This window comes from Stenotrophomonas veracruzanensis, from assembly GCF_032911525.1.
GTDB classification, from domain to species: Bacteria; Pseudomonadota; Gammaproteobacteria; order Xanthomonadales; family Xanthomonadaceae; genus Stenotrophomonas; species Stenotrophomonas africana.
The window spans coordinates 1-22,497 of record NZ_JAWJTI010000023.1; the positions used below are offsets into that span (position 1 = coordinate 1).

20 protein-coding genes are annotated in these 22,497 nt (G+C 67.5%); 6 read left to right on the plus strand and 14 right to left on the minus strand.

Annotated elements, in window-relative coordinates; translation table 11 throughout:
• Positions 1-202: 202 nt before the first annotated feature.
• Entirely contained in the window at positions 203-817 is a 615-nt protein-coding gene (locus R1H25_RS13960; RefSeq protein ID WP_317223878.1) for a DUF938 domain-containing protein, read from the plus strand.
• Between the two features lie 73 nt (positions 818-890).
• On the opposite strand, the gene R1H25_RS13965 is transcribed toward R1H25_RS13960, so the two are convergent.
• Positions 891-4,577 carry an indolepyruvate ferredoxin oxidoreductase family protein gene (locus R1H25_RS13965; RefSeq protein ID WP_049448808.1) on the minus strand — a complete coding sequence of 1,229 codons (3,687 nt, stop codon included), beginning with the start codon at positions 4,575-4,577 and terminating at the stop codon, positions 891-893.
• A gap of 170 nt (positions 4,578-4,747) precedes the next feature.
• Between R1H25_RS13965 and R1H25_RS13970 the strand changes: the two genes are divergently transcribed.
• Positions 4,748-5,383 (plus strand): hypothetical protein, encoded by a 636-nt coding sequence (locus tag R1H25_RS13970; protein ID WP_049448806.1) that lies wholly within the window; start codon positions 4,748-4,750, stop codon positions 5,381-5,383.
• 567 nt (positions 5,384-5,950) lie between these two features.
• Here the strand turns inward: R1H25_RS13970 and murU are convergent.
• The 4 genes from murU to R1H25_RS13990 all read right to left on the minus strand — a co-directional run bounded on the left by murU (position 5,951) and on the right by R1H25_RS13990 (position 9,580).
• Positions 5,951-6,661, minus strand: a complete 711-nt coding sequence (gene murU / locus R1H25_RS13975) for an N-acetylmuramate alpha-1-phosphate uridylyltransferase MurU (protein WP_049447552.1) — start codon at positions 6,659-6,661, stop codon at positions 5,951-5,953.
• Positions 6,658-7,683 carry a phosphotransferase gene (locus R1H25_RS13980; RefSeq protein ID WP_317223879.1) on the minus strand — a complete coding sequence of 342 codons (1,026 nt, stop codon included), beginning with the start codon at positions 7,681-7,683 and terminating at the stop codon, positions 6,658-6,660. The genes murU and R1H25_RS13980 overlap by 4 nt, the downstream gene beginning before the upstream one ends.
• Positions 7,684-7,746: 63 nt before the next feature.
• Entirely contained in the window at positions 7,747-8,016 is a 270-nt protein-coding gene (locus R1H25_RS13985) for a GlsB/YeaQ/YmgE family stress response membrane protein (protein ID WP_049434469.1), read from the minus strand.
• A gap of 70 nt (positions 8,017-8,086) precedes the next feature.
• Entirely contained in the window at positions 8,087-9,580 is a 1,494-nt protein-coding gene (locus tag R1H25_RS13990; RefSeq protein WP_049447554.1) for a M20 family metallopeptidase, read from the minus strand.
• 190 nt (positions 9,581-9,770) lie between these two features.
• Here R1H25_RS13990 and R1H25_RS13995 point away from each other — a divergent pair, with 190 nt between their 5' ends.
• From R1H25_RS13995 to R1H25_RS14010, 4 genes are all read left to right on the plus strand, one after another.
• Complete coding sequence (locus tag R1H25_RS13995; RefSeq protein ID WP_317223880.1) at positions 9,771-10,106, plus strand: helix-hairpin-helix domain-containing protein; 336 nt, start codon at positions 9,771-9,773, stop codon at positions 10,104-10,106.
• Positions 10,107-10,458: 352 nt separating this feature from the next.
• Positions 10,459-11,544, plus strand: a complete 1,086-nt coding sequence (locus R1H25_RS14000) for a L,D-transpeptidase (protein ID WP_057501285.1) — start codon at positions 10,459-10,461, stop codon at positions 11,542-11,544.
• Between the two features lie 17 nt (positions 11,545-11,561).
• The gene (locus R1H25_RS14005) at positions 11,562-12,287 is read left to right on the plus strand and encodes a murein L,D-transpeptidase catalytic domain family protein (RefSeq protein WP_010483599.1); all 726 of its coding nucleotides are present in this window, start codon (positions 11,562-11,564) and stop codon (positions 12,285-12,287) included.
• Positions 12,288-12,321: 34 nt separating this feature from the next.
• Positions 12,322-12,930: a HutD family protein gene (locus R1H25_RS14010; RefSeq protein WP_088479807.1), complete on the plus strand. Its 609-nt coding sequence runs from the start codon at positions 12,322-12,324 to the stop codon at positions 12,928-12,930.
• 46 nt (positions 12,931-12,976) lie between these two features.
• Here R1H25_RS14010 and R1H25_RS14015 read toward each other — a convergent pair whose 3' ends face one another.
• The 9 genes from R1H25_RS14015 to R1H25_RS14055 all read right to left on the minus strand — a co-directional run bounded on the left by R1H25_RS14015 (position 12,977) and on the right by R1H25_RS14055 (position 22,433).
• Positions 12,977-14,581: a sulfite reductase subunit alpha gene (locus R1H25_RS14015; protein WP_317223881.1), complete on the minus strand. Its 1,605-nt coding sequence runs from the start codon at positions 14,579-14,581 to the stop codon at positions 12,977-12,979.
• A complete protein-coding gene (locus R1H25_RS14020) occupies positions 14,578-15,549 on the minus strand; it encodes an FAD:protein FMN transferase (protein WP_317223882.1) in 972 nt (323 codons plus the stop codon). The genes R1H25_RS14015 and R1H25_RS14020 overlap by 4 nt, the downstream gene beginning before the upstream one ends.
• A gap of 54 nt (positions 15,550-15,603) precedes the next feature.
• Complete coding sequence (locus R1H25_RS14025; RefSeq protein WP_057502957.1) at positions 15,604-16,407, minus strand: DUF4198 domain-containing protein; 804 nt, start codon at positions 16,405-16,407, stop codon at positions 15,604-15,606.
• A gap of 75 nt (positions 16,408-16,482) precedes the next feature.
• Complete coding sequence (locus R1H25_RS14030) at positions 16,483-17,001, minus strand: DUF2271 domain-containing protein (RefSeq protein ID WP_004147429.1); 519 nt, start codon at positions 16,999-17,001, stop codon at positions 16,483-16,485.
• Between the two features lie 26 nt (positions 17,002-17,027).
• Positions 17,028-17,666: a PepSY-associated TM helix domain-containing protein gene (locus tag R1H25_RS14035; RefSeq protein ID WP_005408421.1), complete on the minus strand. Its 639-nt coding sequence runs from the start codon at positions 17,664-17,666 to the stop codon at positions 17,028-17,030.
• Positions 17,667-17,895: 229 nt separating this feature from the next.
• Complete coding sequence (locus R1H25_RS14040; protein ID WP_317223883.1) at positions 17,896-20,316, minus strand: TonB-dependent receptor domain-containing protein; 2,421 nt, start codon at positions 20,314-20,316, stop codon at positions 17,896-17,898.
• Between the two features lie 143 nt (positions 20,317-20,459).
• Positions 20,460-20,861: a hypothetical protein gene (locus R1H25_RS14045; protein WP_317223884.1), complete on the minus strand. Its 402-nt coding sequence runs from the start codon at positions 20,859-20,861 to the stop codon at positions 20,460-20,462.
• A 164-nt stretch (positions 20,862-21,025) separates the two neighbouring features.
• The gene (locus tag R1H25_RS14050; RefSeq protein ID WP_057501291.1) at positions 21,026-21,703 is read right to left on the minus strand and encodes a Fe2+-dependent dioxygenase; all 678 of its coding nucleotides are present in this window, start codon (positions 21,701-21,703) and stop codon (positions 21,026-21,028) included.
• Positions 21,704-21,713: 10 nt separating this feature from the next.
• Entirely contained in the window at positions 21,714-22,433 is a 720-nt protein-coding gene (locus tag R1H25_RS14055; RefSeq protein WP_088479811.1) for a tetratricopeptide repeat protein, read from the minus strand.
• Between the last annotated feature and the right edge of the window lie 64 nt (positions 22,434-22,497).

A 22,497-nucleotide genomic window follows, 5' to 3' on the forward strand; every position in this document is an offset into this window, starting at 1 on the left:
TGGATGCCGCGGCCAAGCCCCCAAGGACGGGTTTACGGCGTCCCCCGCAACCGGACCCATCCCGCCATCCCACAGGAAGCCCGCTGTCGCTGTTGCTTTGGCTGTTGCCGTTGCTCCGGCTTCGGCGGGGTGCAGGGCGCAGCCCTGCCGAGCAACACCCCCTCGTGCACAATGGGGCCGACCCCGCCTGGACACCGTCCTGATGTCGAGCAAGCCGTATTCAGAAGCCTGCGAGCGCAACCGCGATCCCATCGCCATCGCACTCGACCCGTGGATGGGCGACCGGCATCGGGTGCTGGAAATCGGCAGCGGTACGGGACAGCACGCGGCCTTCTTTGCCGAGCGCTGGCCGTGGCTGCGCTGGCAGCCCAGCGATCATCCGGACCATCTGCCCGGCATCGAGGCCTGGCGTGCGGAGGCCGCGCTGCTGAACCTGCTGCCGCCGGTGGCATTGCAGGTGGAACTACCCCCGGCGCCGGGCCTGTCGTTGCCCGAGGGCAGCGCGTTCGATGCCGCATTCAGCGCCAACACGCTGCACATCATGGGCTGGGACCACGTGCAGGCGTTGTTCGCCGCGCTGCCACCGGTGCTGCGTCATGGTGCGCTGCTGGCAGTGTATGGCCCGTTCAACTACGGCGGTCGCTACACCAGTGACAGCAATGCGCAGTTCGATGCCTGGCTGAAGGCACGTGATCCGCGCAGCGGCATCCGCGATAACGAAGCGGTGCAGGCGCTGGCCGCCGACAACGGATTCACCCGCCTGGGGGATCTAGCAATGCCGGCCAACAACCGCCTGCTGCTGTGGCGGTTGGGGTAAACCGCCGGTGGTGCCGGCCGCTGGCCGGCATCGATCCTGGCAACAGGTTGCCGGCCAGCGGCCGCCACGACCATCAGGCCACCTGCACGATGTGCAGTGCCTTCGGATTGCGCCACTGCGCCAGCAGGGCGGCTTCGCGTGCCTTGGCCTGCTCGAAATGCGCTTCCTTGACGTGGCCGAAGCCGCGGATGTGCTCGGGCACGCTGGCGATCTCGACCGCCAGCGCCAGGCGGTCGTCATTCAGTCCATCCAGCAGCACCTGCACGGTGGCCTCGTAGTCACCGATCAGCTTGCGCTCCATGCGGCGTTCCTCGGTGCGCCCAAACACATCGAGTCGGCCGCCACGCAGGAACTTCAGCTTGGCCAGCAGGCCGAAGGCCTTGAACATCCACGGGCCGTATTCCTTCTTCAGCAACCGGCCCTGCTCGTCCTTCTTGGCGAACAGCGGCGGTGCCAGGTGGAAGCGCAGCTGGTAGTCGCCCTCGAACTGCTGCTGCAGGCGGCGCTGGAAGTCGCCGCTGGTGTACAGGCGGGCCACTTCGTACTCGTCCTTGTAGGCCATCAGCTTGAACAGATAGCGGGCCACCGTCTCGGTCAGTGCGGTGGAACCACCGATGCGGTCGGCTTCGGTGGCGCGTACGCGCTCGACCAGGTTGCGATAGCGATTGGCGTAGGCAGCGTCCTGGTACTCGACCAAGAAGGCGGCGCGGCGCTCGATCATTTCATCCAGCGAACGCGACAGGCGTGCGTCGTCCAGCGGCAGGAACGCCACGTCGCCACCGTGCGAGGGCAGGCCACGCAGTTCGCGTTCGTCGCCGGTGTTGCGCGGTGCGGCGGTGGCACCCCATTCGTTGCCTTCCCATTCGCCCGGCGGCAGCGGGTGCAGCGGGCCCGGGGTGGACTCGGTATCGGTGTGGCGGTTGCGCACCAGGCCGGCGGCCTGCTGCACAGCCTGCGGGTCGACCACGGCCAGGCGGCCCCAGGCGAAGGCCTGCTGGTTCATCGCCACGGCGGCGCCGTTGAGCTCGATGGCGCGCATCAGCGACTCGAACGACAGCGGCACCAGCCCCTGCTGCCATGCGTAGCCGAGGATGAACAGGTTGGCGGCGATGGCATCGCCGAGCAGCGCGGTGGCCAGCTGGGTGGCATCGAGCAGCAGCGGTTCCTCGCCACCCAGCGCCACGCGCACACCGGCCACGATGTCGGCGGCGGGGAACTGCATGTCCGGGCGGGTGGTGAAGGTGCCGGGCATCGCCTCGTAGGTGTTCAGCACCACCTGCGAACGGCCGGCACGCACCTTCGACAGCGCCCAGTAATCGTTGACCACCACCATGTCGCAGCCCAGCACCAGGTCGGCTTCGCCAGCGGCGATGCGCACGGCGTGGATGTCTTCAGGGCGACGGGCAATGCGGATATGCGTGGTTACCGCGCCGCCCTTCTGCGCCAGGCCGGTCTGGTCGAGCACGGTCGCGCCCTTGCCTTCCAGGTGGCCGGCCATGCCCAGCAGCGCGCCGATGGTCACCACGCCGGTACCGCCGACGCCCGTGATCAGGATGTTCCAGGGCTGTTCCAGGGTGCCGCGGAGGGTCGGCGCCGGCAGGTTGTCCAGCAGGGTGGAGGCATCGCGCTTGCTGCCCTTGCGCGGCTGGCCACCGTGCACGGTGACAAAGCTCGGGCAGAAACCATTCACGCAGGAATAGTCCTTGTTGCAGTTGGACTGGTCGATCTCGCGCTTGCGGCCGAACTCGGTTTCCTTCGGCAGCACCGACACGCAGAAGCTCTTCTTGCCGCAGTCGCCGCAGCCTTCGCAGACCAGCGAATTGATCAGCACACGCTTCTGCGGGTCTTCCAGCTTGCCGCGCTTGCGGCGGCGGCGCTTCTCGGTGGCACAGGTCTGTTCGTAGATCAGGATCGAAACACCCTTCACTTCGCGCAGGCGCTTCTGCACTTCGTCCAGCTCGCTGCGGTCGTGGAACTCGACGTCGCTGGGGAAGTGCTCGCGCTGGCCGGTCCACTTGCCGATGTTGTCCGACAGCACCACGATGGTGTGGATGCCTTCGGCGCGCATCTGCTTTGCGATGTCCGGCACGCTCAGCGGGCCGTCCACCGGCTGGCCGCCGGTCATCGCCACCGCATCGTTGTAGAGGATCTTGTAGGTGATGTTGACGCCGGCGGCGACCGCCTGGCGGATCGCCAGCGAACCGCTGTGGAAGTAGGTGCCGTCGCCGAGGTTCTGGAACACGTGCGGGGTATCGGTGAACGGCGCCTGCCCGGCCCAGGTCACGCCTTCGCCGCCCATGTGGGTGAAGGTATCGGTGCTGCGATCCATCCAGGTCACCATGTAATGGCAACCGATGCCGGCCAGCGCCCGCGAGCCTTCCGGCACCTGGGTGGAGGTGTTGTGCGGGCAGCCCGAGCAGTAATGCGGTACGCGCGGGAAGCTGGCGCGCGGCAACGCAAGCTCGGCTTCCTTTTCCTGCATCCACTGCAGGCGCTGCTCGATCGACTCGTTGTTGAAGAACTTCTGGATGCGGCGGCCGATCACGCCGGCGATGGTGGCCGGTGTCAGCTCACCGGTGGATGGCAGGATCCATTCGCCGCTCTCGTCGTACTTGCCGACGATGGATGGGCGCTGGCCCCAGCTGGCCGGCCAGTTGAAGAACTGCTCCTTCATCTGGCGCTCGATGAAGGCACGCTTTTCCTCCACCACGATGATGTCTTCCAGACCCTGCGCGAAGCGCGCGATGCCCTGCGGCTCCAGCGGCCAGGTCATGCCGACCTTGTACACGCGGATGCCGATGTCGGCGCACGCGGCTTCGTCCAGGCCCAGATATTCCAGCGCCTGAAGCACGTCCAGGTAGCTCTTGCCGGTGGTGACGATGCCCAGCCGCGCGCGCGGCGCGTCCATCACCACCTTGTCGATGCCGTTGGCGCGGGCGAATGCCTGCGCAGCCTTCACCGCATAGCGGTGCAGGCGCATTTCCTGGTCCAGCGGCGGGTCCGGCCAGCGGATGTTGAGGCCGCCCGAAGGCATTTCGAAGTCTTCCGGCAGCACGATGCGGCGTGCCATCGGATCGACCTCGACCGAGGCCGACGATTCCACCGTCTCGGCAATGGTCTTGAAGCCGACCCAGCGGCCGGTGTAACGGCTCATCGCCCAGCCCAGCAGGCCCATGTCGAGGATGTCCTGCACGCCGGCCGGGTTCAGCACCGGCATCATGGCGCTGACGAACTCGTCCTCGCTGCCATGCGGCAGGGTCGAACTGCGGCAGGCATGGTCATCGGCGGCCAGTGCCAGCACGCCGCCGTAGCGCGAGGTGCCCGCAGCATTGGCATGCTTGAACACGTCGCCGCAGCGGTCCACGCCCGGGCCCTTGCCGTACCACATGCCGAACACGCCCTGCACGTTGGCGCCGGGGAACAGGTTGGTCTGCTGCGTGCCCCACACCATGGTGGCGCCCAGGTCCTCGTTCAGGCCCGGGGTGAACTTCACCTTGGCGGCTTCAAGATGCTTGCGCGCGCGCCACAACTCCAGGTCGAAGCCACCCAGCGGGCTGCCACGGTAGCCGCTGACGAAACCAGCGCTGTCGATGCCCTCGGCGGCGTCGCGCAGGCGCTGCATCAGCGGCAGCCGCACCAGCGCCTGCACGCCACTCAGGTAGATCCGCCCCTCATTGCGGGTGTACTTGTGGTCGAGCGTGTAATCACGGTCGAGCAGGTCGGCGGAAGAGGGCGAAGTGAGTTGCGCGGTACTGGTCATGGCTGGCCCGGTAGGATCGGCTGGCACCGGCCGCGTGCAGGCACGCGGCGGGAAAGGCGCGAATTGTAGCAGCGGGGCCGCGCAGGCCCTGGCACTCGCGCCCGCAGCGGTGCTGGGGTTAGGATCGGGAGAGAGAGAGGGAGGCTGCAGTTGCGGCCTGGGGAGAAGGGATGTCAGTTCCAGGAAAGATCCTGGCCAGCGTACTGCTGGCCTCGGGAGTGGCCACTGCGTGGGCCGCGCCGGCCGTGCCGGCACCGCAGGAGTTCTACTTCGACAACGACCCGGCGGCCACACCGATGGTGGTGGTGCAGGGCGAGGGCGATGATCTGGTAGCCCAGCTGGTCAAGCTGCGTGAACGGGGCCGCCGCGCGGTCGAGGCGACGGTACAGCTGGCCTCGGTGGCCGGGACCCAGGGCCGCGCCGAGCTGGCCGATCAGCTGTATGGCGAGGCCCTGAAGGAGGCATCGGCACAGGCCAGCGTCGCCCGCAGCGTGCGCTGGAACTATGGCTGGCACCTGCTGCGGCAGGGCAAGGCAGAGGCGGCACTGGAACAGTGGCTGGCCTCCGCTGGCAGCGCACGGACGAAGCCCAGCTGGGTGCCGCCGACCTACGCGCTGGCGCTGTGGCGGCTGGGGCAGAAGCAGGAGGCGGTGCAGTGGTATGCGGCTGCGGTACGCACCGAGCCGACGCAGTGGAATACCACGGCGAACTATGGGCAGCTGCTGCCGCATTGGCGTGAGGATGAGCGTGCGTCGCTGGCCGAGGTGCAGCAGGCCTGGGCGGCCGCACCGCCTGCCTGGCCCTGAGGGAAGGGGTTCGGCCGGGTTGCACCCGGCACCCGCAGAGGCAACAGCCGAAGCAACAGCCGAAGCAACAGCAACAGCGGGCAATCTGCGGGATGGTGGGGCGGTGTGGGTTGGCAGGACACGCCGTAAACCCGTCCCTGGGGGCTCGATGGCGCCATCCATGGCACCAACGGTCCTGCCAACCCACACCGCCCCACTTCTGACGGTTCGACGCTGCTGTTGGTAGGTGTCGACCTTGGTCGACACGGTAGATCCACGCCATGCGTGGATGAATCTGCATCGGAATCGATTTTTCGATATCTGGGCGAAGCGCAGTCGAGCGTGGGCTCGGCTCTACAAAGAGCGGCCAGCCAAGCGCTTTTGCTTTTGCTTCTGCTTTTCTTCTTTCTTTTCCGTGGCGGACGCACTCGGAAATTGTCAGAGGCCGGGCGGGGTGGGTTCGCGGGGGTGTCCGCGGCATGGATGCCGCGGCCAAGCCCCCAGGGACGGGTTCACGGCGTCCCCCGCGAACCCACCCCGCCCGGCCAAGCACGGCATCTGCTCTGAAAACGACCAGCCACGAGGGGCTCAGCCGTTCGCGGCCAACTCAACATCCAGCGCGCGCAGGCGATCCACGGTGCCGACATCGGTCCAGCGTCCGCGATGGTGCTGCCCCGTCATCAACCCCTGCGACATGAAATGCTTCTGCAGCGGCACCACCGAGAACTTCGGTGGCAGCCGCTCGCTGCCCGGGGCATCGCCGATCACCGTGCGCCAGTCGGCCACGATCGAAGGGCGATACACACCGATGCCGGCATAGGTCAGGCACGGCCCTGCGCGGTCGTGGTGCAGCAGGCCCTGGGCATCCAGGCGGTAGTCACCATTTGGGTGCTGAGCCGGATTGTCGACCAGCACCAGATGGGCCTCGCCCTGCGGCTCGCGTGGCAGCGTGGCGAAATCGAAATCGGTCCAGATGTCGCCGTTCACCACCAGGAACGGGGCGTCGCCCAGCACCGGCAACGCGTTGAGGATGCCGCCGCCGGTTTCCAGCGGGGTCTGCCCTTCATACATGAAATGCAGGCGCAGGCCCCATTGGCTGCCATCACCCAGCGTCGCCGGGAACTGCTCGGCCAGCCATGCGGTGTTGACCACCACCTCGCGCACGCCGAGTGCGGCCAGGCGTTCCAGGTGCCAGACGATCAGCGGCTTGCCGGCCACTTCCAGCAGCGGCTTGGGCGTGTGCAGGGTCAGCGGGCGCATCCGCTCGCCGAGGCCAGCAGCAAAGATCAGTGCCTTCATCGGGCCACGCGCATCGGTGCGGCCAGGCCGGCCAGCGCTGGCTTGATGCGGTGCTCCAGCAGTTGCTGCAGCGGTGCCAGCTCGCGGTAGCGCGGCAGCACTTCATCCAGATAGGTGATGAAGCGCGGCGCGTCGTCGAGGTAATGGCCCTTGTTGTCGCGGTAGCGCAGGCGGCAGAACAGGCCAAGGATCTTCACGTGGCGCTGGATGCCCATCCAGTCGGCATCGCGCAGGAAGGTGGCGCGGTCGGGCACCGGCAGGCCGGCGTCGCGGGCACGCTCGTGGTACTGCGCCAGCCACTCGTCCACACGCTGCAGCGGCCAGCTAAGGAACGCGTCCTTGAACAGGCTCATCGCATCGTAGGCGATCGGGCCGCGCACCAGGTCCTGGAAATCCAGCACTGCGGGACCATTCTCGACCGGCATCAGATTGCGCGGCATGTAGTCGCGGTGGGTCATCAGCTGGGCCTGGCCCAGCGCGTTGTCCATCAAGCGGCGGTGTACCAGCTGCAGCCCCTCGATCTCGCCGCAGTCCAGCTCCAGGTTCAGGTGGCGCTGCAGGAACCATTCGTCGAACAGGCCGGCATCGCGCTGCAGCAGTGCTTCGCCGAACTGGCCGAAGTCGGCCGGCACCGGGATCGCCTGCAGACGCAGCAGCTGTTCGATCGAACGGCCGAACCAGTCGTCAGCGTTGCGCTCATCGAGGATCTTCGCCAGGGTCGGGCCGCCGAGATCTTCCAGCAGCAGGAAACCGGCATCCAGATCCTGTGCCAGCAGCGCGGGCACACGCAGGCCGTTGTCGTGCAGCAGGCCGCGCATGCGCAGCCACGGCCGCGGATCTTCCAGTCCCGGCGGGGCATCCATCACGATGTGGCTGCCACCGGTGCTGGTGGTGCGCCAGTAGCTGCGCATGCCGGCATCGACCGAGGCGCGTTCGACCACCGCGCTGGCATCATCGAGCTGGGTACGGGCCCACTGCAGGCGCTGCGCGCTGCGCTGGGGGTCGGAGGCGGGTTCGGTCATGCAGGCATATCCGGGCGCGCCGGGCGCGCCTTCGTCGGGAACAGGAAGGGAAGGGGAGCGGGGTCAGCGGCGGCCGCTGAACAGGCGCAGGACGGCCAGCACGGCCACCGCACCCACTACCGCACCGAGGAAACCGGCCGGCTCACCGGGGGCGTACCAGCCCATGTACTGGCCGAACCAGCCTGCCACCAAGGCGCCAATGATGCCCAGCACGATGGTCAGCAGGCAGCCCATGCGGTTGTTGCCGGGCATGAAGAAACGCCCAAGCAGGCCAACGAAGAAGCCGACCAGGATGATGTAGAGCCAGCTGCTGCTGCCGAACAGACCATTCATGCGCGCGATTTCCACCAAGGGTGGACGCAGCCTAGCAAGGCCAGGCTGCGTCCGTCACGGTGTGCCGTAATCAGCAGCAGCCGTGGTCGCCGTGGCGAGTGCCACTGTCGGCAGCCACCGGCGAACCGCTGGTCTCGCCGCGCAGGCTGGCGGCGTAGTGTTCGCTGATCACCTTGGACACGCAGGCGGTGACCTTCTTGCCCATCGGGATGTGCAGGAACTCGTTCGGGCCGTGCGCATTGGAGTGCGGGCCGAGCACGCCGGTGATCATGAACTGGGCGCCCGGGAATTTCTCGCCGAGCATGCCCATGAACGGGATCGAGCCGCCTTCGCCCATGTACATCGCCGGCTTGCCGAAGAAGGCTTGGCTGGCGTCGTCGATGGCCTGGGTCAGCCATGGCGCCATGGCCGGAGCGTTCCAGCCGGTAGAGGCTTTTTCAAGGTCCAGGGTGACCTGCGCGCCGTTCGGCGGGTCGCGCAGCAGCGCTTCCTTCAGCAGCTCGCCGCAGGTCTTGCCATCGGCGGTCGGCGGCAGGCGCAGCGACAGCTTCACCGAGGTCTGCGGGCGCAGCACGTTGCCAGCTGATTCCAGCGCCGGCATGCCACCGACACCGGTGACCGACAGCGCCGGGCGCCAGGTGCGGTTGAGCACCAGCTCGGTCAGGTCCTCGTTCATCGGGCGCAGGCCGTCGACCATCGGGAACTTCTCGAAGATCTCGGTATCGACCACTTCTGCGGCGCGCTTGGCCTGTTCCTGGCGCTCGGCCGGGATCTCGACGTTCATGCCGTCGATCAGGATGCGGCCGGTCTCCTGGTCCTCGATGCGCGACAGCAGCTGGCGCAGCAGGCGGAAGCTGGACGGGATCACGCCGGAGGCATCGCCGGAATGCACGCCTTCGTTGAGCACCTTCACAGTGAAGTTGCCGCCGGTCAGGCCGCGCAGCGAGGTGGTGCACCACAACTGGTCGTAGTTCGCGCAGCCCGAATCCAGGCAGACCACCAGCGACGGCTTGCCGATGCGGTCGGCCAGGTGGTCGACGTAGGCTGGCAGGTCGTAGCTGCCCGACTCTTCACAGGCTTCGATCAGCACCACGCAGCGGGCGTGCGGCAGGCCCTGGGCCTGCAGCGCCAGCACCGCGGCCAGCGAGCCGAAGATGGCGTAGCCGTCGTCCGCACCGCCGCGGCCATACAGCTTGTCGCCGCGCAGGACCGGGGTCCACGGGCCGAGGTCGTCGTCCCAGCCGGTCATTTCCGGCTGCTTGTCCAGGTGGCCGTAGAGCAGGATGGTGTCGTCGCCGGTTTCGGCGCCGGTAGCCGGAATTTCCAGGAAGATCAGCGGGGTACGGCCTTCCAGGCGTACCACTTCAACCTTCAGGCCGGGCAGCTGCTGGGCCTTGGCCCAGTTCTCCATCAGCGTGACCGCCTGTTCCATGTAGCCGTTCTGCACCCAATTGGCGTCGAACATCGGCGACTTGTTGGGAATGCGGATGTAGTCGACCAACTGCGGGACGATTTCGCTGTCCCACTTGTCATTGACGAATTGGCCGAGCTTGGCGCTGTCCATCTGAAACTCCGGTTGCATGGGCTGATCCAGCCATTCTACGCCTGTGCCACGGGTAGGGTTTTTCCTACAGCACGTCGGGTATTTGGCTGGCTTTTAGAAATCCAGGAAACCGATAGGCTGTGTGCATGTGGTGACGGACACTGTTCCTGCCGACGGGATTGCCGGTCGGGACAGCCAGAATCACAAGGAGATGCACGTCGTGCCTTGGAGTGTCGTGTTGAGGGCACTGGTGCTGGTCGTGTGGATCGCTGGGGCGCATGCCGCCGAACCGATCGACATCAACCGCGCCGATGCCCAGGCGCTGCAGCAGGGACTGACGATGGTCGGAGCCGCCAAGGCCGAGGCGATCGTCGAGCACCGGCGCAGACACGGCCCGTTTCATCGCGTCGAGGACCTGACGCAGGTGAAGGGGATAGGGAAAGCAATCGTCGAACGGAATCGACAGCGGATCACCGTAGGCAACAGGTTGTTGCCGGCGGATCCGGTACCCGGATCGGTACCGGTGCGGACCGTACGCAGGCGCTGACAGCAGGAATCGTCGGAACCGGCAGGAGGCTGGTTCACCGGTCACGGACAGGACGGCCGTGACCACCGACCGCCGCAGGATGCGGCACCAATCACCAGGATGGTGGCATCACAGACCTGTGGAAGGGGCTGAGATACAAACAGGACAGACGCGGCCGCGTGCAGGATGCAACGCTTCCCCCACAGCGCAGGATGCGAGGGGGCGGCAGCAGGCCGACAAGGACGTAACGATTGCCCGGTACGACACATGGCTGTGTCGCCGGGCAGTTTCATTTCCGGCGCCTGGTTTTGCCGCGGCCACCACGGGCCGATGGTGTACGGTGGCCGCTCCGCATGGAAAGGATCCCCGCTGGATGCTTCTGCACCGTCCAACCACTCTGATGCTCGCTCTTGCGCTGGCCCTGCCGCTGCTGGCCCACGCCGCTGCGCCGACGTCGGCTGCCAAGCCTGCAGCTGCCGCAGCCAGCACCGCCGAAGTACGCGGACCGACTGATCTCAAGCCGGGTGAATACCTCTGGCATCCGGAAATCTCACCGACCGGCCCGATCGTGCTGGTGGTCAGCCTCGATGAGCAGCGCGCCTACGTGTACCGCAACGGCATTGCCATCGGCCTGACCACGATCAGCTCGGGCAAGGCCGGGCACGAGACGCCGACCGGTGTGTTCACCATCCTGCAGAAGGACAAGGACCACAAGTCCAACCTCTACAACAGCGCGCCGATGCCGTACATGCAGCGGCTGACCTGGGACGGCATCGCCCTGCATGGCGGCAGCCTGCCCGGGCATCCGGCCTCGCATGGCTGCGTGCGCCTGCCGCAGGCCTTCGCGCAGAAGTTGTTCAGTGAAACCCAGCGCGGCGATACGGTGGTCGTGGCAGATGCCAAGAGCTCGCCGATGACCCTGGCCTATCCGTCGGTGCTGGCGCCGGTCAACGCGCGTGGGCAGGCCTTGCCGGAGACCGAGGGCGGCGCGCCGGCGCAGGCCTGGTGGGATGACAGCGCGGCGCCGGCCGGGCAGGTCGGCATCCTGGTCAGCCTGCACGACCAGCGCCTCTACGTGCTGCGCGATGGCGTGATGATCGGCGAGTCGCCGCTCAAGGCCGACGCCCTGCCGGCGTTCCAGGGCACCACGCTGTTCGTGATGGGGCAGGGTTACAGCGACACCCCCAGCCCGCTGGACGTGAACCAGCGCCTGCACCAGTGGACGGCCTATCCGCTGCTGGGCCAGGACCGTGCCCGGGCCACGCCGGACCTGCTGGCCACGCCCTCGTTGCCGATGGCGCTGCCGGCCGATTTCGCCCGCCAGCTGTACCAGGTGCTGGTACCGGGCACGACCCTGCTGGTGACCTCGCTGCCGGCGGTCCGCCCAAGCCCGGCTGAATCCGGAATGCAGCCGGTCTTGGAATCCGAGCCGCAAGGGTCCACCCTCAAGGACAACTGAGTCCCCCTGTTGTGCCCATGACTGCATCCCGCCTGTGCCGGCTGGCCGCGTTCGGCCTGCTGGCGACCTCGGCCAGCGCCCCGGCGCTGGCACAGACGCCCGCCCTTGCCACCAGCGCCGATGATCTGGCTGCCCTGCTGTCGCGCAGTGCGCCCAAGGCTGACCGCCACGTGCTGCAGCTGGCGGCGCACGCCATGCGCTGTGCGTTGCAGCGTCCGGAGCTGGGCATCAATGGTGATCGCCTCAGCGTGATCGACTACTCGCGGCCGTCCACCGAGCCGCGCCTGTGGGTGTTCGACCTGGCCCACCAGCGCCTGCTGTTCGAGGAATGGGTGGCGCATGGCCGCAACAGCGGCGAGAACCGCACCGAGCACTTTTCCAACCGCGATGGCAGTTTCATGTCCAGTCTTGGCGCGTTCACCGCGCAGGAGACCTATATGGGCGGCAACGGTTATTCGCTGCGCCTGGCCGGGCTGGAACCGGGCTTCAACGACCGCGCGCGTGACCGGGCGATCGTCATCCATGGTGCGCCGTACGTGAACCCGGCCACCGCGCAGCTGCAGGGGCGGCTGGGCCGCAGCCTGGGTTGCCCGGCGGTGCGGCTGTCTGTGGCCAAGCCGCTGATCGATGCGTTGCGTGGCGGCACGATGGTGTTTGCCTACTACCCCGACCAGGACTGGCTGAAGCACTCGCAGCTGCTGGCCGGCGGATGCGGTGGCCAGGGCACGCTCGCCACGCGGTGATGCACGACGGCGCGCGGCATGATGCAATGCGCGGATGAACATCGACTCCCTGCTGCACACTCCGAGCCAGGTCATTTCCAGCCTGGACTATCGTCGCGAACGCTGGCGGAATGGACTTGGCTGGACCCGCGAGATCCTGCGCCTTCCTGCGCAGGGTGATGACTGGGCGCTGCGCCTGTCGGTGGCCGAGATCGAGCAGGACGCCGCGTTTTCTGCGTTTCCCGGCGTTGAGCGCGAACTGGTGCTGCTGCAGGGCAATGGCGTGCGCCTGCGCTTCGAGGATGGCCGTGTGGCGGAAGTGCTGCCGCCACACGGGCGGGTGCGCTTTGCCGGCGAGGAAACGCTGCACGGCGAACTGGTCGATGGCACCACACATGATTTCAACCTGATGTGGAAGCGCGAGCTGCTGCAGGCCGAACTGCTGCACCGACCGCTGGTGGGCGCGATGTTCTTCTTCTGCGAACCGGGCGTGGCCTGGGCACTGCATCTGCTGGCCGGTCAGGCGGAGTTCGGTGCAGACAGCGGCCTGCCGGCGCTGCAGGCGGGCGATACCGCGTGGTTGGCGGCGGGCGAGCGTCAGCGGCACGCGTTGCAGGGCGGTGGCGAGTTGTTGGCGATACGGGTCTGTGCAGCGGCGGGATGATTCCTGGGCGCCGGTGGGCCCCACGCCATGCGTGGATGCGGCGACCTCAATACACATCGCGCCGGTAACGACCGGCCAGCAGTAGTGCTTCCTTGCCCGCAACACCCAGCACCTGCTCGATCACCGCATCAACCGCCGGGGCCATGCCCTGCAGGCTGCCGCAGACCAGGATCGTCGCGCCTTCATCCACCCACTGCCGCAGCGTTGCTGCTTCGGCCAGCAGCCGGTCCTGCACATAGCGCTGCGCGCCGCCGTCGCGGCTGAACACTGCATCCAACCGCGCAAGCGTCCCGTCGGCCAGCATTGCCTGCAGTTCTTCACCGAAGTGGAAGTCGTGCGCGGCGGTGCGCTCACCGAACAGCAGCCAGGTGCGGTGCGCGCCGCTGCGTACGCGTTCGTGCAGGTGCGCGCGCAGGCCGGCGATTCCGGTGCCGTTGCCGATCAGCAGCAGCGGCACATCGGCGGGCACGCCATGGAAATTGTCGTTGCGGCGTAGGCGCAGTTGTACCGGTTCGCCAATGGCCGCGTGGTCGCACAGCCAGCCGCTGCCGATACCGGGTGTACCATCGGAGCGCAGCTGTCGGCGCAGCAGCAACTCTACTGCGCCGTCGGCCATCACCGAGGCGATCGAGTACTCGCGATGCGGCAGCGGTTGCAGGGTCGCCAGCAATGCGGGCAGATCACCCGGAGGAACCAATGAGGGCAGGTGTGAGCGCGCAACGCGTGCCAGCAACGTCTGCCCGTCATCCAGCGCGATGTCCGCATCGAAGCCTTGTGCGTCCAGCCAGGCACGCACGGTGCGCGGTGCATGCTGCGGGCCGATTTCGGCGATGTCACCGGCCTGCCACTGCGCATTTGCGTCGGCCGGGGGCTGCAGGCGCAACCAGTACACCGGGCCGCCGGGGCTGCCCGGGTTCAGATGCTCGCGTTGCAGCAGCGTCCACGACTGATAGTCGGCCGGACTCCAGTCGGGCAGTTCGCTGGCGCCACCGCCGAGCTGACCCAGCAACTGCTGCCAATGACGCAGCGCAGCCGGATCGGCGTTGTCGACTTCGATCGCATCGAACAGCGGATGCGCGCCGTGCTGGCGCAGCCACTGGTCAAGCTGGTGGCCGAATCCGCAGAAGTGGCCATAGCTGCGGTCGCCCAGTGCGAGCACGCCGTAGTGCAGGTGCTGCAGCGAGGGCGGCGTGGCCATCACCCCGCGCAGGAAGGGCAGGGCATGGTCGGGCGGATCACCTTCGCCGGTGGTGCTGGCGATGAACAGCGCGCGCTGGCTGTCGGCCAGCAATGCGGCGTCGACCTCATGCAGCCCTCGCACGCGCACGGGCACGCCGGCACCGCGCAGGGCCTCGGCACTGCGTTCGGCCAGTTCGCGGGCAAAGCCGGTCTGGCTGGACCAGACCAGCAGAATGGGCGCGGTGTCTCCGCTTGCGGCATCGTCGCGCGGGCGCCCCCGCCACCACAGTGCAGCGCAGGCCAACGCGTACAGCACCGTGGTGAGCACCGCGATCTGCGACTGCCGCGCAGGCGGCGCGCCGTGCCACCAGGCCTCGCCCAGATGCAGGCGGAGCAGCGCCCAGCCGATCAGCGCCAACAGAAGCAGGACCAGAGTGTTGCCAAGCCACGCACGCGACGAACGAGTGCTCATGCGCTCTGCTCGTCGAGCAGGCGCTGGAAGGCGCTGCTGAGACATTCCCGCGGGCCACCTGCTGCACGCTGCAGGTAGCGCGCGGCCAGTCCTTCGCGTTCGGCCAGTGCCATGCCCTGTTCGCGACCGAGCACGGTCAGTGCGGTAGCCCAGGCATCGGCATGCATGGCGTCGTCGGCCACCACCGTGACCGCCGCTGCAACCTGCCGCACCGGTCTGCCAGAGCGCGGGTCCAGGCTGTGACTGTAAACCTCGCCATCGGCCTGGTACTGGTGCCAGCGATCGCCGGATGTGGCCACGGCCTTGCCATCCAGTGCCAGCACCCGTGGTGGGGTATCGGTGTGCGCATCCTCTTCCGGTGCGGATTCCACCAGCACGCGCCACGGCTGGCCGTCCGGTTTTCTGCCGTAGCCGGCCAGTTCGCCACCCACCTCGATCAGCGCTGCAGCAATGCCTTGTCCACGCAACCAGGCGGCCACCTGATCGACGCCGAAGCCCTTGGCGATCGCAGAGAGATCCAGTTCCAGTCCACCCGGTTGCAGCAGCGCATCGTCCTGCCACTGCAGGCGCTGCCAACCGCAGCGGTCACGCGTGGCCTGCACGGTAGCGGCGTCGGGCTGGCGGCGTTCACCGGCATGTGCACCGAAGCCCCACAGTGCAACCAGCGGACCGATGGTGGGATCGAAGGCGCCGTCACTGGCGGCGGCGATGGCCTGTGCGCAGGCCAGGACGTGGCGGGTTTCGAACGGCAGCGCGCACCATTGCCCAGCGCCGGCGCGGTTGTAGCGACTCAGGTCCGAACCGGGCTCCCAGGTACTCATCTGCGCGACCACCTCGTCCAGCCGCGCCTGGATGCCAGCATGCAGCGGGTGCAGGTCGCGCTGGCGCGGCGCGACCAGCGACACGCTCCAGGTGGTGCCCATGGTGGTGCCACCGAGGCGGGCGATGTCGAGCAGGGGATCGGTCATGGTGGTGTGCTGCAGATGCGATGCCGGGGCTGCCCGGCATCGCGGTCCACGTCATTACTGCGGCAGCACTTCCAGCGTGGCGACGTAGCTCAGGCGGCGCTTGGCGGCCTGCTTCACCGACGTCTTGTTGTCCTCGGTGCCGGTTTCCAGCCAGTACATCCCGGCTTCCGGCCAGGTCACCTTGATCTCGCCCTTGGCGTCACTGGTGACCTTCAGCTCGTCCTGTGCGTTGCGGTAGCGGGTGGCACCACGCACGATCTCGAATTCCAGGCCGGCGGTGGGCTTGCCGTCGACCAGCACACGGAAGGTGGCTTCCTCGCCAGCGAACAGATCGTTCGGGTGGCCGACGGCGACCAGCTCGATGCCACGGTTGGTCGGCTTCAGCGCGGTGTCGTTCGGCGCACCGTTGGTGACGAAGGTCTCCACACGGCCGACCGACTGGCTCACTTCCAGCTTCTTCGCATCCTTCGGCAGTTCGCCGAAGGTGGCGACGCTGCCGCGCCAGCGCTTGCGCTCGCCGTTCTGCTCGTAGGTGGCGAACAGGCCGTCATTGACCGAGGCGATGCGGTAGGTGCCCGGCTGCTTCAATTCGATGTCGAACACGCTGCGGTACTTGCCGGTCGAAGCATTCTGCGGCTGCACGGTGCTGCCGTCCGGCGCAGTGATCACCAGCGATTCCAGGCGCAGCGGCACGTGGTTGAAGTAGAACAGATCGTTGGAGACCGCACCGTCGACGGTGATCCACGGCGCGTTGCCGGCGATCACGGTCTGCGAGGGCAGCAGCCAGGCCTTGTGGGCCAGGGCGGAGAACGGAAGGGCAGCGGCCAGGGCGGCGGCGAGGACGAGCGTGCGCTTCATGCGGAAGACTCCAGTGGATGCGGGGTGATGCGACAAGGAGGAGGGAATTACGACTTAATCCCCTCCGTCCCCTTTTCAGGGTTTGACGGCGAGGGTGACCTGGCCCAGTTCGGTGGCGCCCTGCGCCTTGCCGTTCTGCGCGGCGGTGGCCGGCCAGGTGAAGGGGATCTTCAGCAGTTCACGGCCGCCGACTTCGCGCACCGCTTCCACCACCAGGGTGTAGTTGCCCGGGGCCAGCTGCTTCAGTGCCGGCTGCTTGTCGTTGAACGACAGCGCGTGCTTGCCGGCCGGGCGGGTCGGGCCGGTCACGCCGTCCACCGGCACCTGCAGGGTGCGGCCGCTCTTGCGCCACCACTGGCGCAGGTCGGGCAGCCACTTGGTGCCGTGGCCTTCGCTGTTGCTGGTCTGCTGGTACCAGACCGACAGATTGGCCGCGACCTTCTGGTCGGCGCCTTCCAGCCACACTGCCACGTAAGGGCGGTGGTACTCGGCCACGTTGAGCTTGGGCACTTCGACGTTGATGTCGAGGGTGGTGGCATAGGCCGGCGAGGTGGCCAGCAGGCCGCTGAGGGCGATGGTCAGGGTGACGCGCATGGGGCGGCTCCGGAAACGAAGGAAAGTCAGTGGATCAGCAGCAGGGCGATCAGCAGCGGGATCATCAGGCCGAGGCCGACCAGCGGCCAGGTCATGCGCCGCTGCCGCGCATGCAGGTGCAGCAGGAACAGGCCGGTGATGCAGAACACCAGGCAGGCCACGGCAAACAGGTCCAGGAACCAGCCCCACGCCGGGCCCGCGTTGCGGCCCTTGTGCAGGTCGTTGAGGTAGGACACTGCACCACGGGAGGTCGATTCGTACTCCACTGCGCCGGTCTCACGATCGATGCTCAGCCAGGCGTCGCCACCGGGGCGCGGCAGCGACAGGTAGATCTCTTCGGGCGACCATTCGGCCGGACGCCCGCCGATGGCAATCCCCAGCTGCGTGTCCAGCCATTGCCGGGCCGGGCGCGGAATCGGCGCGTTGCCGTCCTCGCGCGTGCCCAGCTGGCCCAGCAGCGCGGCCGGCAGTTCCAGATGCTGGTTCTGCACCTCGGGTTTGGCTTCGATCTTCGCGGCGTGGTTGAGGGTCAGGCCGGTCACCGCGAACAGCAGCATGCCGATCAGGCACACCGCCGAGCTGATCCAGTGCCACTGGTGCAGCGTCCGCAGCCAGAAGCCACGGTTCTGTTGCTGCTGCACGGTGGAAGAAGCAGGACGGCTCACGGCACGGTTCGAGGCGGAAAGGGACTGCCCATTACATCATTGATGAGAATAGCTCGCAATTGCGTGTCGTTCTGTATCCCTGGAGCAGGTCTGGCGGGTTGCCGGCCAGCGGCGGCGCTACCGATCGGTAGATCCTCGCCATGCGTGGATGAAGCGGTGCCGACCAAGGTCGGCACCCACCAGGGCAGGGCAATGCCGGCCAGTGGCCGGCACTGCCGGTGCGCGGCGATCAGAACTTCGCGTTGAGCGAGATCCAGTAGCTGCGGCGCTGGTCCTTGGTTGCGTAGTCGTCCACGCAGCTGAACTCACTGGGATTGAGCAGCAGGCACGACTGCGAAACGAAGTCCTTGTCGAACAGGTTGTTGACCCGTGCGTTGACCGTCAGCCACGGCGTGGCCTTCCAGCTGCCGCCCAGGTGGAAGATCGTGTAGTCCTCGTAATAGCGCACGTGGCGGGTGCCGGCACTGTCGATGAGGGTGTCGCGATAGCGGTCGTAGCGACCTTCGCCGATCAGCGACATGCTGATCGCTTCGTTGATCTGCCAGTTGAGGCTGGCGTTGGCCATGTGCTTTGCCGGTGTGGTGCCTGCGATCGGGCGCCCCTTGTCGGGGCCGCTGGTCTGCTCGCTCTGGGTCCAGGTGTAGTTGCCGCGCAGCTGCAGGGTGTCGAGCAGGTCGACATGACCGGCCAGCTCGGCACCGCGGGTCTCGGCCTTGTCGATATTCACGCTCTGGGTGAAGGTGCTGTAGCCCAGCTCGGCCCAACCCGGACCGATGTCCACGCAGTAACCGCTGCCGGCCGGCGCCACTTCGCAGTTCGGGAACGTGCCGCCGCTGGCGATCTTGTCTTCGAACGTGTTGAAGAAGCCGGTGACATTGAAGCCCCAGCGCTGGCCTTCGTAGTAGGCGGCCAACTCGTAGTTGGTGCTGGTTTCAGGCTTGAGGTTCGGCGAGCCCACCAACGGCAGCACGCCCTGGCCACCGAAGCCGGTGATGCCCGGGAACAGCTGGTCCGGACGCGGGGTCTTGTAGCCGGTGCTGACGCCGCCCTTGAAGGTCCACGCGTCGCTGGCGTTCCACACCAGGTAGCCGCGCGGGCTGAGGTGGCTGCCGAACACGTTGTGGTCGTCATAACGCAGACCAACGGTAGCGGTGAGGGTATCGGTCAGCGCCCAGTTGTCCTCGGCGAACAGGGCCCACATGCGGTGTTTCTGCTTGGTGTTGCTGCGATAACCGGCGCCATCCATGCCGAACACGCCGTCGATCATGTCGGTGTCGTTGTACTGGCCGCCAACGGTCAGTTTGTGCGCGCCAAAGTCCAGATCGAGCATCGTGTCGAGCACGTAGCCTTCCAGTTCCATGGTGCGCAGCGGACGCGGCAGGAACGCCTGCAGGCGCCCCATCTCGCTTGGGTTGAGCGCGGCCAGGGCATTACCACGGCCGGCCGCACAGTTGTTGGCGGCACCGGTGCGGCGGCAGACGTCATTCCACAGCGTCTGCAGGTTGGCGCGCTCGTCCAGGGTCAGCGGCAGCGAGCGGCCCAGGTTGCTGCTCTTGCTGTGGGTCAGCGAGGTCTGCCAGGTGCCGAAGCTGTAGCGGCCCTGGTGGGTCAGCGACAGCTGATCACGCTCGTAGCGCTGGTAGGCGGTGTAGCCCACGCGCGGCTGCACCACGCGGCGGGTGACGGTGCCGCTGCCGGTCGGGTTGGGGATGACCGCATTGCCGACGCGCCAGAGGCTGGCCAGGCTGTCCAGCGTGCCGGTCTGGCCTTCGCTGTTGTCGTACTTCTGCCGCGACACGTCGTAGTCCAACCACAGTTCGTGATCGTCGTTGACGCGGAAGTCCAGACGTAGGCCGGTGTTCCAGTTGGTGTTGGCCACCGACTTGCCACCGCCACCGAAGCCGATGCTGCGCTCCCAGAGGCTGCCGTCGGGCAGGGTCAGTGCATCCCACTCCGGGTTCGATGCCTTGGCATCGTAGTAGCTGCCGCGCACTGCCAGGCTGAGGCGGTCCTTCAGCAGCGGGCCGCTCAGGTAAAGGTCGGTGGTGCGCGCATCACCGAACTGGTCGTCCTGCTGCACGGTGAAGCCCTGGGTGAGCGCACCCTGCCAGCGGTCCTGGTTGCGGCGGGTGATGATGTTGATGACGCCACCCATCGCGTCCGAGCCGTACAGCGTGGACATCGGGCCGCGCACGACTTCGATGCGTTCGATCGCGTCCAGCGGCGGCAGGTAGGCGAACTGGCCGCCACCGAAGTTGTTCGGGTACAGTTGGCCGACATTGCTCTGGCGACGGCCATCGATCAGTACCAGGGTGTATTCGGACGGCAGGCCGCGCATGGAGATGGTGGCGCGACCGTTCTTGTCGGTGGCCTCCAGGCCGACGTCGATGCCTTCGACGTCGCGCAGCGCGTCGACCAGGTTGGTGTAGGGGCGCTTGCTGAGTTCCTCGCGGCTGACCACGCTGATGCTGGCCGGTGCATCGACCACCTTCTGCTCGAAGCCGGAGGCGGTGACCACCACCTTGTCCAGCGTCTGTGGCGCGCCGGAAGCGTCACCGTGGGCGAAGGCAGGGGCGGTCATGGCGGCCAGCACGGCGCTGGTCAGCAGGGTACGGGACAGGGACGAACGGACACGATGGCGCTGGGCCATGGCAGTTACCTCGAAGGACGCAGGGCGTGATGCCACGCGCGAACGGCGCGGCATGCACGGTGAGGCCCGGTCAGGGGCGGCTGGGATGAAGCAGGCAGCGGCGCGCGGGCGCGACCGCGCAGGCGGTCACGTCGGGCCGTGGATCAGGCGAGCGGCGGCGCCTGGCCGCGTTGCTGGCGGCGCCCGGGCGCATCGGCCCAGGGAGTGTCCGGAGTGGCCAGCGGCCAGTCCGGGCGCGCGCCGGGCATGGCCGGCGTGGCGGGTACGAGGTCGAGTTCAGTGCGCAGCCATTGGCTGGCCAGCAGCAGGGGCGGGCGTGCCTTCTCGGCCGATTTCACCGGAGCGGAGGCGCAGCGGCGCAGCTTGGCCGGTGCCTCTTCCTGCAGGGGGGCTTCGCCACCGCGCTCTTCCAGCGGCATCTGCACGGCCATTCCGGCCTGCCCGTCTGGCAGCAGCGGCAGGGTGCCCAGCAGCAAGGCCAGCATCGCCACCCACGCCAGCAGGCTGGCCAGCGCAGGACGCTGGCCGCGCATGGCGGTGCCCATCTTGCGATGGATGAGTGGGCGAGGGCGAAGCGGGCGCAGCAAGCAGAGGTCCCCAAGGGTCTGCCGGCAGCGGCCGGCATCAACGAGGCGTGATTGTAATGAGAGCTGTTAGCTGTTGCAAATGAGAATGATTGCCAAAACGTCTCAGGCTGGCCGAATGGGGCTCAGACTTCGCTCCAGCGCCGCAGCAGGTTGTGGTACACGCCGGTCAGCTGCAGCACCGCCTCGGCGTCGCCGCCGGTCTGCCGCAGGCGCTCGATCGAGCCGTCCATTTCCCACAGCAGGCGGCGCTGCACATCGTCGCGGATCATGCTCTGTACCCAGAAGAACGAGGCCACGCGCGCGCCTGCGGTGACGGGGCGCACCTGGTGCAGGCTGCTGGACGGGTAGACGATCAGGTCGCCAGCGGGCAGCTTCACTTCGTGCTCGCCGTAGGTATCGCTGATGATCAGCTCGCCGCCTTCGTATTCGTCCGGCGCCGACAGGAACAGGGTGCAGGAAATGTCCGAACGCAGCTGTTCGCCGTTGGCCAGGTTCATCACCGCGCCATCGACATGGAAGCCATAGGTGCCGCCACCGCTGTAGCGGTTGAAGCGTGGCGGCAGGTATTTCAGTGGCAGCGCGGCGCTGAAGAACAGCGGGTGCCGGGCCAACGCGACGAGGATGATCTCGCCCAGTTCGCGGCGCAGCGGTGAGGCTTCGGGCAGCTGCTGGTTGTGCTTGGCCTGCGCGCCCAGATGGCCGACCGTTTCGCGGCCATCGGTCCAGTCGGCGGCATCGAGGCGGCGGCGAAAGTCGGCCACCTGGTCGGCGCTGAGAATATCGGGGATGTGCAGCAGCATGCGGGACTCCTCAGAGGGACGGCGGCGCGACCAGGGCGCGCACCTGTGGATGCGGCGATGCGGCCAGCTCCGGCACGATGTGTGCCATGAATGTCGGGCTGCCATTGGCCAGCGCCAGCTGCAGCCAGTGCACGGCCTGCTCGACCTGGCCGGCCTGCAGCAGGATCGAGGCGTAGTTGGCCTGGCCGCGGAAATCACCGGCCTCGGCCGCGCGCTGGTACCAGCCCAGGGCGGCCTGCGGATCGCGCTCGATCTCCAGGCCGTCTTCGAGGTGGCGGGCCAGCAGGTTCATCGATTTGGCATGGCCCAGGTGTGCGGCACGGGTGTACAGGGCCAGTGCCTGCGCGCGGTCCTGGGTCACGCCGCGGCCGGTGGCCAGCAGGTTGGCCAGGTTGTACAGGCCCCAATCCAGCCCGGTGTCGGCCGCGCGCCGGTACCACACTGCGGCGAGTGTCGGGTCGGGCGCGGTGCCCTGACCCAGTTCGTGGCAGCGGCCAAGCATGTTCATCGCCATCGGCGCGCCGTTGTTGGCGGCGGTTTCATACCAGAGCCGTGCCGCCGAGGCGTCCTGTGCGGTGCCTTTGCCTTCCATGTGCATCTGCGCGAGCAGCAGTTGTGCCTCGACCTGTCCGGCCTGCGCAGCGTCGCGCACGCGCGCGAAGGCAGCCTGCGGGTCGTGCTGCAGCAGCTCGGCCAGAGCATCGCTGTCGATGGGGGTACGGGTTGCCATGGGGTGAGTATCGCCGGAAACAAAAACGGCGGCAGGAGAGCCTGCCGCCGTGGTGGAGCGCAGT